The following is a 7,427-nucleotide window of genomic DNA, read 5'->3' as shown; positions in this document are numbered from 1 at the left end:
ACATCCGACCACGCAAGCGATTTAACTGGCTGTGTCCGATCGAGGTATTCACTCAGCTCATGGGCTTGCAACATGAGGCTCCTGCTTCAATTCAATAGCCGTGTTGCACTCAGCTCCTGCAACCGCCCCTACTAATAATTCATACACCGCACCTTAAACACTTATTAAGTTTAAATACTCACAACAATCCTAAATTTTAGGCAAGTGCGCAACTGCTCGGCAGACATAACGTTAAATTTAATCCTTACATATATAACCAAGAAAACCCTTCTCCTCCATAGAGAAACTGCAACTAATGGCGACTATGACCACACTAAATAGCTGCAATAGCAATACATCCAGCGAACCTAAAATACTCGTAACTGGCGGTGCTGGTTATATCGGCTCGCACACCACTCTCGCTTTGCTCGAAGCGGGCTTCGACGTAATAGTGCTGGATAACCTCTGCAATAGCTCGGCGGAGTCTCTTCGTCGAGTAGAGCGTATTTGCGGCAAGACACCTGAGTTTATTCAGGGGGATGTTCGCGACCGTGAGTTGTTGGATGAGGTGTTCGCTTCGCAGCAGATTAGCGCGGTATTGCACTTCGCAGGGCTGAAAGCTGTTGGGGAAAGTGTACGAAAGCCGCTCGACTACTATCAGAACAATGTCACGGGCAGTATCACCCTATGCCAGGCTATGGCCAACGCCGGAGTTTTCAATCTGGTGTTCAGTTCTTCAGCCACGGTGTATGGCGAACCGACGCAGATGCCGATCCGGGAGGACTTCCCCATCGGCGTGCCGACCAATCCCTATGGTCGCTCGAAGCTGATGGTCGAGGACCTGTTACAGGACCTGGCGAAATCTGACCCGCGCTGGAGCATTGCCCTGCTGCGATACTTTAATCCAGTGGGCGCACACCAAAGCGGATTAATTGGCGAAGACCCCAACGGCCTTCCCAATAATCTCCTGCCCTATGTCAGCCAGGTAGCCATTGGCAAGCTCCAGCAGCTGTCGGTGTTCGGCGCTGATTACCCGACGCAGGATGGTACCGGGGTGCGCGACTACATCCACGTGCAGGATCTGGCCGATGGGCATTTGAGTGCGCTACAGACAGTCCTCCAAAAAACCGGGGTGAACATCTGGAACCTGGGCACCGGTACCGGTTACAGCGTGCTGGAAATGATTCGGGCATTTGAGCAGGCCAGCGGCCGAGCAGTGCCTTATCAAGTAGTTGAGCGTCGCCCCGGGGATATTGCCAAGTGCTGGGCCGACCCGACAAAAGCCGCCCATGAATTGGACTGGAAGGCCAAGCGTGGCTTGCCGGAAATTATGGCCGATACCTGGCGCTGGCAGACAAGTAATCCGCAAGGTTATGGTCGATAACTCTATTGATCTCACCCAGTGTGAAAGCTCAGGCGAGTCATGAGATCTGCACTACATCCCCAATAACCACAGCAGGTCAGCGGGAATGTTAGAAAATAGAGGGCGTTAGAAAAGGTCGGAAACCTCAGACACCCTACGCAGGTATTCTAAAGGTGATATTGCAAAGATGAATGCCGGTAAAGAGATCACTGAAGTGTCACGCTCGTAGCGTCCGGCTCCATTACGATGCTTCAAGCATACCGAATGCTCGAAGTTCGTAACCTTGCACTTACGCGCCCAAGTTTTACCGCCAATACAGACGATCTATCAAAGGAATTCCCCATGACCAAATTATTTGTTTCCGCGCTAATGCTTGCCTTAAGTGCCTCTGCCTTGGCCGCTGAGCCTCCCGCGGCGGCATCTTCTGCCTCAGCCGCACCGGCAGGGACTGCAGCAAGCACTTCTTTGACCGCGTCCACCGCTGTCTTGGGCGGCGTAACCACAATGACTGCCGTCGGCATTGGCGCTGCTGTTATCGCTGGGGCTGCAGCGCTGTCATCCAATAGCGGTAGTAGCAACAATAACGGCACTACTGGCACTACTGGCACCACTGGTACTACCGGCACTACACGCTAAGCGCACCGCAGGGTCGATAGCCTTCCACCACCTGGAGCAATCCAGGTGGTTCAGTTTTGATGTGTTCCCCCCACAAGTGTCCTCAATCATGATTCGTAGTTTGTCGCTCGCTGTGCTTGCAGGCGTTGCCCTGCAAGGCTGTATGTTCTCACCCGGTCAACACCTGGATACCAGTAAGATCGGCCGTGATGGCTCACCGGAAAGCAGTCGGGTCGAGTTGATTCCGATAACGCCCAAACTGATTGCCCAGAACGCGGCGACAACAGTGCAAGCTTCGGTGCCGGCCGAGTTGTTGGCGTTCAAGCCGGGGGCTTATCGGATTGGTGCCAACGATGTGTTGTACATCACCGTGTGGGACCATCCAGAGTTGACTGCACCATCGGGGCCACAACAGCAAATTGATGCCAACGGTCGTCTGGTACGCCCGGACGGCACCATGTTTTACCCCTATGTTGGCAATGTTGATGCGGCAGGTAAAACCATCGAGGAGCTTCGCTCGTTCATCGCCGAGCGCCTTACACAATTTATCGACAGCCCTCAGGTGGACTTGAGCGTTCTACGTTTCGCCAGTCAAAAGGTGATCCTTTCCGGTGCCGTCTTGAAAGCCGGTCAACAGCCCATTACCACGTCGCCGCTCAGTGTCGTCGAAGCCGTCAGTACTGCCACTGTCGATCCATTGAATGCCGACCTTGCTGGCCTGACCCTGAATCGCGACGGGCATGAATATCGGCTGGACCTGGACGCGCTGAACAGCAAAGGCTCGCTGTTGCATAACGTCTATTTGAAAGACGGCGATCAGTTGTACCTTCCCTACAACGACCGGAAAAAGATCTACGTCATGGGTGAGGTCAACCAGCCTCGGGCGCTCACGTTCAAAATCAATCGGATGAATCTGGCGGATGCGATCGGATCGGTCGGTGGACTGAACCAGAACACGTCCAACGGCAATGCCCTTTATGTCATTCGGGGTGCCGAGAACCTTGAAACCGAGCCGGCAAAAGTCTTTCAGCTGGACGCCGAATCGCCTACCGCTTTTGCCCTCGCCAGCCGCTTCGATCTGCAACCCCAGGACATTGTCTATGTCGGCCCTGCAGGGGTGACCCGCTGGAACCGCTTGATCAGCCAGTTGGTACCCTCGGCCGCTATCCTGGGTACCGGAGCGGCGGCTCAAAACAATCTCAGTGAAGCCAGCAGTCGATAAGGTTTGAGCCGCTTTGAAAACTTTGCGTAACAGCTCATGCCTGGCGGTGGGTTTACTACTGTGTGGCTGCAATCCGTTGATGCAGGCGTCTCTGGATACATTTAAAGCCTCCGCACTGGGCGTCCAGCCGCTGGCAGTGACTGCGGCGCAAGTGGAGGCCGTGCCCTATGCACAGATCAAGGTCACCACAGACGCTAGCGAAGGTGTAATGGCGAAGCTTCGCCAGCAGGGTGACCTGGAGTTCTGGGTCGCCTCCGGCAAGCAGGTGTTGTTGATGCGTAACGGTCTGGCCGTGCGCAGCGTCGGCCTGGGTATCAATCTCGATGGCACGCGCTTCGACGGTGAGTCGCCGTTCAAGCTTGGCATGCAGCGATTGCCCGACGGTTACACCAGTACCCGCTGGATAGATCTCTATCAGGGGCAGCGGGTTGGACTGGCCGTCAACAGTCGTTTCAGTCGGCAGGCCATCGAAACCGTCACCATCCTGGACAAAGACTATGCGTTACAGCGCATAGACGAACACATCGACATACCCGAGCTGGGGTTCCAGGCCACTAACCGTTTTTGGGTCAGCCCTGACGATGGCTTGATCCTGCAGAGCGAACAACATCTCACGCCGGAGCTTTTCTTGAAGATTGTGCAATTGCGCCCTGACCGGGAGACGGCTCGGTGAGGTATTCGAAAATGCTGTCGGCTTGCCTATTGCTGGCCAGTTCTGCGATGACTCAGGCCGCTGTTACGGTGACGGGTGATGTACTAAACGCCGGATCCTTCACGTTCGTGCCGGGCTCACGCTTGCTCGATGCCGTCAGCCAGGCCCAGCCGAACGCTGAAAGTTACTGGCTGGGCGCCGCCTGGCTGCACCAGCCACTGTTGAAGCAGCAAAGCCGCCTTAAAGCCGGCGTGCTGTTCGATCTGAAAATGGTGCAACGTGGCGCCTTGCTGGAAGAAAACAGCAGCCTTGCGGCCCTGGCTGCGCGCCTGTTTGAAGAGGTCAGCCGACTGCCCGTCACCGGCCGAAAAGTCGCGGTGCTCGACCCCGTGGCGCTGGAGGTGGCGTTCGCCCGCAATTACCCGCTCAATGACGGCGACCAGCTGATTTACCCCCTGCGCCCGACTACGGTCACTGTACTGGGCGCGGTGGAAAAGCCCTGCACGCTGCCTTATCACGCCCTGCAGCCAGCCCATGAATACCTCAACAGCTGTTTGCCGGTGACCGACGCAGATGCCGATTACCTGTGGCTGATTACGCCCGATGGCCAGGTCAAGCGAGTCGGAATCGCCGCCTGGAACCGCGAAGATGGGGTGCTTGCCGCCGCAGGCAGCACGATTCTGATGCCCGTGCGAAACGATGACCGCGATCTACCCACACCCGATTTGAACGAGCAGCTGGCCCAGTTTCTCGCCACCCAACCGCTGCCCGAGGTGGCCCCTTGAAGTTACGTTTTGCCGCCGTAGTGTTGTTGCCCTGCAGTTTGGCTCATGGCGAGCCGCGTTTTACCCAGAATGATTTCGGTGGCGTGGGTTTGCTGCAAACCCCTACCGCCCGGATGGCGCCGGCCGGCGAATTCAGCTTAAACGCCAACCGCACAACCCCTTATTCTCGCTATAGCATTTCATTACAGCCCCTTGATTGGCTGGAAGGTACGTTCCGTTATACCGCCATCAGCAACCGTAAATACGGGTACGAGTCATTCAGTGGCGACCAGAACTATAAAGACAAGGCGGTCGATGCCAAAGCCCGCCTCTGGCAAGAAAGCCATTGGTTGCCCGAGGTCGCGCTCGGCTTTCGCGATATTGGGGGCACCGGCCTGTTTTCCAGCGAATATTTTGTGGCGAATAAGCGTTACTACAATCTGGATTTCAGCCTGGGTATTGCCTGGGGCTACATCGGTAACCGGGGGGATTTCGATAACCCGTTGGGGCACGTCAGTGAGCGCTTTGATACACGCCCGGTCAGCACGACCGCGGGCGACGTCAATACCAACTCGTATTTTCGAGGCTCGCCCGCGCTGTTTGGCGGTGTGGCCTATCAGACGCCCTGGTCCCCCTTGAGCTTGAAACTCGAGTTCGACGGTAACGACTACAAGCACGAGCCGCAAAAAAATAACCAGGAACAGGACTCGCCCATTAACCTGGGGGCGGTCTACAAGCTGAGTGACTCTGTCGATTTGACCGCGGGTTGGGAGCGCGGCAATACCGCGTTGTTCGGCATCACTGTTCATACCAATTTCGCCAGCCGCAAGGCGCCGGTCAAGCGTTACGACCCCGCTGTCGAAGCGCTTCCGGCCCGCGTGCCGACTACGCCGCTCAATCAGGTCGACTGGGCCGAGGTTTCCAAACGACTGGAAAACAACGCGGGCTATAAAGTCGAACGCATTGCTCAGCGCGATTCCGAGCTGATGGTGTATGGCGAGCAGTCGCGCTATTTCTACTCAGCCAAAGGCGTTGGCCGGGCCAGCCGGATTCTGGACAACAGCGCGAATGACGAAATCGATTGGTTCACCCTGGTGAACAAGCGTTACGACATGCCCGTGGAAGAAACCAGTGTGCCGCGCGAAACCTTCCGGGCCGTGGTGAACAACCAACAAGACCTTACAGACCTGCACCGTACCACCGAATTAAACCGGGCCACCCCACACGTTGAAAACACTCTGTACACCCAGGCACCAGAGCGGTTTACCTATGGTTTTGGCTTGGGTTACAAGCAGAACATCGGTGGTCCTGACGGCATGCTGTACCAGCTGAGCGCCGATGTGGACGCCGAATACCGCTTTACCCGCAACACCTGGACAAGCGGCGTCGTCAGCACCAATCTCGTGAACAACTTCGATAAGTTCAATTACGACGCACCGAGCAACCTGCCCCGAGTGCGGTCCGATTTGCGCAAGTACATCACGACTTCTGATGTAACGATGCCGACATTTCAGCTCAACCATGCCAAGCAACTGGATCAAGACCTGTATGGCATGGTGTATGCCGGCTATCTGGAGTCAATGTTCGCCGGGGTCGGCGCAGAATTGCTGTACCGCCCCATGGGCGAGCGCTGGGCCGTGGGTGCTGATTTGAACTATGTACGCCAGCGTGAGTTTGACCAAGGCTTTGGCCTGCGCGGATACAAGACCGTGACCGGTCACATCACCACTTATGCAGACCTGCCGTTCGATTTGCAGGCGGCGGTCAGTGTCGGGCGTTACCTGGCACGCGATTGGGGTACCACGATCGATCTGTCGCATGAGTTCAGTAACGGCGCGAAATTCGGTGGTTGGGTCACCCGCACCACGGCTTCGGCAGAAGAATTCGGCGAGGGCAGCTTCGACAAAGGTATCTATATCTCGGTCCCTTTCGACGAGTTGATGAGCGTTTCCACGATGCGTCGCGCCAATTTGGTCTGGGCTCCGCTGACCCGCGATGGTGGCGCGCGTCTTAACCGCCAGTATTCGCTGCACACCATGACCGATGGCCGCAACAGCGATGCGTTCTATAAAAACTTTGAGAAAATCACCGAATGAGTTCGTGGTTCCTGCGTGTCACACAACTTCCCCTCTGGGTACGCGTGCTGTTTTTCATCGGCATCAGTGTGGTCTTGCTGATAGCCGGGTTGCGCGCGAAACCGATTCCCGAAGCCTTTGCCCAGGAAGACAAGCTGCACCATTTGGTTGGCTTTCTCGCGTTGTCCTTGAGTTGCCGGCTGGCCTTCCTGCGGGTGAAGCTGCACTGGATCGCCTTGGGTTGTCTACTGACCGGGATCCTGATCGAATATGCACAAGCACTAATGCCACTGCGTACGGCATCACCTTACGATGCCTTGGCGAATGGTTTCGGTGTGTTGATCGGTTTGACGATAGCGTGGCGCTGGATGCGCTATTCATCGGAACGAGCAGCGAGCCCGTCGATGGACGTTCGGAAGTTGCATTTACCTCAGAAATAAGTCGTCCCAAAAAACGCGCACAACTCCTGAAACCTGGTCGTTTAGCCACGACGAACGAGCGCTGCTCAACGGCCAGGTAAACATCCCGATTATTCCCATTGAGTCGCCATAGCTCAAGCCATTCGCCGCGATACATCGCATCTATTGCCGCCTTAGCCGGGCTAGTGTCCTGAGCGTGTAATTCGTTTATCTAAGGAGACGCTGCAAAAATAGCCAACCGTCCCCACCCTTGGCACACTGAGTACCTTCAACCAACCACCCTCTCCGTGAGCGTTACGCGCGTGCAGAAGACCTTCTCCGAACTCGAATACACCGGC

6 protein-coding genes are annotated in these 7,427 nt (G+C 56.1%); all 6 read left to right on the top strand.

What is annotated here, in order from left to right; all coding sequences use genetic code 11:
* Window positions 1-295: 295 nt before the first annotated feature.
* The 6 genes from galE to ACZYSM_RS28700 all read left to right on the top strand — a co-directional run bounded on the left by galE (window position 296) and on the right by ACZYSM_RS28700 (window position 7,110).
* Window positions 296-1,363 (top strand): UDP-glucose 4-epimerase GalE, encoded by a 1,068-nt coding sequence (gene galE / locus ACZYSM_RS28725; protein WP_489077005.1) that lies wholly within the window; start codon window positions 296-298, stop codon window positions 1,361-1,363.
* 703 nt (window positions 1,364-2,066) lie between these two features.
* On the top strand, window positions 2,067-3,179 hold the full coding sequence (locus ACZYSM_RS28720) for a polysaccharide biosynthesis/export family protein (RefSeq protein ID WP_489077003.1): 1,113 nt from the start codon (window positions 2,067-2,069) through the stop codon (window positions 3,177-3,179).
* Between the two features lie 13 nt (window positions 3,180-3,192).
* Window positions 3,193-3,852: a YjbF family lipoprotein gene (locus ACZYSM_RS28715; protein ID WP_489077001.1), complete on the top strand. Its 660-nt coding sequence runs from the start codon at window positions 3,193-3,195 to the stop codon at window positions 3,850-3,852.
* Window positions 3,849-4,616: a capsule biosynthesis GfcC family protein gene (locus ACZYSM_RS28710; RefSeq protein WP_489076999.1), complete on the top strand. Its 768-nt coding sequence runs from the start codon at window positions 3,849-3,851 to the stop codon at window positions 4,614-4,616. Before ACZYSM_RS28715 ends, ACZYSM_RS28710 begins: the two co-directional genes overlap by 4 nt.
* Window positions 4,613-6,691 (top strand): YjbH domain-containing protein, encoded by a 2,079-nt coding sequence (locus tag ACZYSM_RS28705; RefSeq protein WP_489076997.1) that lies wholly within the window; start codon window positions 4,613-4,615, stop codon window positions 6,689-6,691. The genes ACZYSM_RS28710 and ACZYSM_RS28705 overlap by 4 nt, the downstream gene beginning before the upstream one ends.
* Window positions 6,688-7,110, top strand: a complete 423-nt coding sequence (locus tag ACZYSM_RS28700; RefSeq protein ID WP_489076995.1) for a VanZ family protein — start codon at window positions 6,688-6,690, stop codon at window positions 7,108-7,110. Before ACZYSM_RS28705 ends, ACZYSM_RS28700 begins: the two co-directional genes overlap by 4 nt.
* Window positions 7,111-7,427 lie beyond the last annotated feature (317 nt).

It is taken from the genome of Pseudomonas sp. F220, from assembly GCF_057813935.1.
Note: the sequence above shows the minus strand (reverse complement) of the source record. Positions and strands in the feature narration are given on the sequence as shown.

Coding starts and splice junctions, on each gene's coding strand:
- galE (WP_489077005.1), top strand. CDS start 296: ATGGCGACTATGACCACACTAAATAGCTGCAATAGCAATACATCCAGC.
- ACZYSM_RS28720 (WP_489077003.1), top strand. CDS start 2,067: ATGATTCGTAGTTTGTCGCTCGCTGTGCTTGCAGGCGTTGCCCTGCAA.
- ACZYSM_RS28700 (WP_489076995.1), top strand. CDS start 6,688: ATGAGTTCGTGGTTCCTGCGTGTCACACAACTTCCCCTCTGGGTACGC.